Source organism: Pseudoxanthomonas mexicana, from assembly GCF_001556105.1.
Classification (GTDB): Bacteria; Pseudomonadota; Gammaproteobacteria; order Xanthomonadales; family Xanthomonadaceae; genus Pseudoxanthomonas_A; species Pseudoxanthomonas_A mexicana_A.
Window position 1 is genome coordinate 1 of record NZ_LSIF01000015.1, and the last position, 2,733, is coordinate 2,733.

Below are 2,733 nucleotides of genomic sequence, written 5' to 3' on the forward strand. Positions count from 1 at the left end.
GCGGGCTCAAGCCCGCCGTGATGGTGCGCGATGGCGGGCTTGAGCCCGCCCTACGGCAATCTCGGGGTCCGCGTTTCTCCGCACGAGGTGCATTGCGCTTCCCCTCGCCCTGCGCAGCGGGGAGAGGGTGCCGAAGGCGGGTGAGGGGCGAACGGAGTGGCGGACACGTCGGCGCCCGGTTCGTTGCCGCGCCCGGCTCGTCATCCATCGCTTCGCGTAGGGCGGGCTCAAGCCCGCCGTCTTGATGCGCGATGGCGGGCTTGAGCCCGCCCTACGGCAATCTCGGGGTCCGCGTTTCTCCGCACGAGGTGCATTGCGCTTCCCCTCGCCCTGCGCAGCGGGGAGAGGGTGCCGAAGGCGGGTGAGGGGCGAACGGAGTGGCGGAGATGTCGGCACCCGGTTCGTTGCCGCGCCCGGCTCGTCATCCATCGCTTCGCGTAGGGCGGGCTCAAGCCCGCCGTCTTGATGCGCGATGGCGGGCTTGAGCCCGCCCTACGGCAATCTCGGGGTCCGCGTTTCTCCGCACGAGGTGCATCGCGCTTCCCCTCGCCCTGCGCAGCGGGGAGAGGGTACCGAAGGCGGGTGAGGGGCGAACGGAGTGGCGGAGGTGTCGGCACCCGGTTCATTGCCGCGCCCGGCCCCTCATCCATCGCTCCACGTAGGGCGGGCTCAAGCCCGCCGTGATGGTGCGCGATGGCGGGCTTGAGCCCGCCCTACGAGGCCCGCGTTTCGCGCCGGCATTCCGGGGCTTTGTCGGCAGTGACGGCCGTTCGGCGCGCCGGCCTGTCCGCGTGGGGTGCGCGTCTGTACGGTACGCCGCAGCACGCGCCTCCAGCGCGTCCCGATCCCTTCATGTCCACTGTCCGAGGTTCTGCATGCCGTTCTCCTTCCTGCGTTGCGTCACCGTGCTGGCTGCTGTCACCAGTGCGGCGTGCGCGAGCGCGTCTCCGGTCACCTCCTCCCGCGATGCCGATCTCGACGCCACGTTGTCCGCGATCGTGAAGGACACCGGGGTGGCCAGCGTGTCCGTGGCCCGCATCGAGGACGGCAGGATCGTCGCCGTCGGCGTGGCCGGCGAACGCGCGGCGGGCCAGGCAGCGACACGCAACACCCGGTACAACGTGGCATCGCTGACCAAGCCCGTCTCCGCCGAAGTCGTCCTGCGCCTGGCCTCCGAAGGGCGGTTCTCGCTCAACGATCGCATCGCCGAGGCGTGGGTCGATCCGGACGTCGCCCGCGATCTGCGCCATCGCTTCCTGACGCCGCGGCTCGCACTGGCGCACCAGACCGGATTTCCGAACTGGCGCGGTCCCTCCGGGCTGGCGTTCATCGCCGATCCGGGCGGTGCGCCGGGCTATTCGGGCGAGGGCTACGAGTACGTGGCGCACTACGTCCAGGCGCGGACCGGTGCTCGCATCGATCAGCAGGCACAACGCCTCCTGTTCGAACCGCTGGGCCTGCGCGACACGTCCTACACGGCCGATGGCACGTCGGCCGGCAACGTCGCCAGCAGCACGCGAAACGCGCAGTGGCAGGCGCCCGACACGCGGACGCGTCCTTCCGCCGCCGACAATCTGATGACCACGGCCACCGACTACGCACGCTTCGTGGTGTCGGTGATGGATGGCGACGGGATCCGTCCGTCGCTGCTCGCGCAGCGCGGCATCGTGCAGGCCGACCGTCGCGCCGAAACGTGCGCCGGCATTCCCGCCGACGTCTGTCCCGACCATGCGGGGTTCACCCTGGGCTGGGAGCTGTTCGACTTCGGCGGCACCACGTACTACCTGCATACCGGCGCGGACGAGGACGCGTTCACCTTCGTCTACTGGACGCCCTCTACCCGCAGCGGCACCGTCATCCTGACCAACAGCCCGGACGGATATCGCGCGGTGCTGCCTGTCCTGGAGTCGATCGGGGCGGACGCCCGGTTCGTCGGGATGCTGCGCGCACAAGCATCGCGCTGACCGCCCCCCGCTTCACGTAGGGCGGGCTCAAGCCCGCCATCGCACGGCCGGACGGCGGGCTCACGCTCACCCTGCGAAGCCTGCGTTTGCTTCCCTCGCCCTGCGAAGCGGGGAGAGGGTGCGGAAGGCGGGTGAGGGGCGAACGGAGAGGGGACACGTCGGCGCCCGGTTCGTTACCGCGCTCGGCCCCTCATCCGCCCTCCGGGCACCTTCTCCCCGCTGCGCAGGGAGAAGGGAACATCGCTCGCGTAGGGCGGGCTCCAGCCCGCCGTGATGATGTGCGATGGCGGGCCTAGGCCCGCCCTACGGCGTCGCGGGTTCCCCGCTTACCGGTACGCGCCCGGCCCGCGCCAGATCAGTTCGCCGCGGCGGTAGATGCGCATGACGTTCACCACGTCGCGGGCGTCGCCGATCTTGGCCAGACCGGGGTCGTTGGGTTCCATCAGGCGGCAGCCGCCGGAGCCGCGGGTGGCGACGATCTCCAGGGCGCAGACCATCAGTTCGCGGCGGCCGGGCAGGGGGAAGGACAGTTCGGTCATGCCTTGCGCCTGCCACTCGGCGACCTTCAGTTCGTTGCGCAGGTCGTAGTAGATCTGGTGGCCGTCCACTTCCATGCTGGGGGCGGCGTTGTTGTCCTGCGCGCGACCCTGGCTGCGGCCGGCGCCGACGGTCTGGCCGGTGTTCTCGGGAGCGGTGTCCTGGGCCAGCATGCCGGGCGGTTGGCCCCAGCGGCTGTTGCGGCGCCAGTTGGGGGTGGGCTGGCTGGCGG

General features: G+C 70.9%; 1 protein-coding gene and 1 pseudogene. One reads left to right on the top strand and one right to left on the bottom strand.

What is annotated here, in order from left to right:
- Positions 1–875 precede the first annotated feature (875 nt).
- Positions 876–1,964, top strand: coding sequence for a serine hydrolase domain-containing protein (locus AX730_RS01895; protein WP_062351114.1), 1,089 nt, complete (start codon positions 876–878; stop codon positions 1,962–1,964).
- Between the two features lie 326 nt (positions 1,965–2,290).
- Here AX730_RS01895 and AX730_RS19080 read toward each other — a convergent pair.
- Positions 2,291–2,733, bottom strand: a pseudogene (locus tag AX730_RS19080) (type II toxin-antitoxin system RelE/ParE family toxin); the annotation flags it as partial.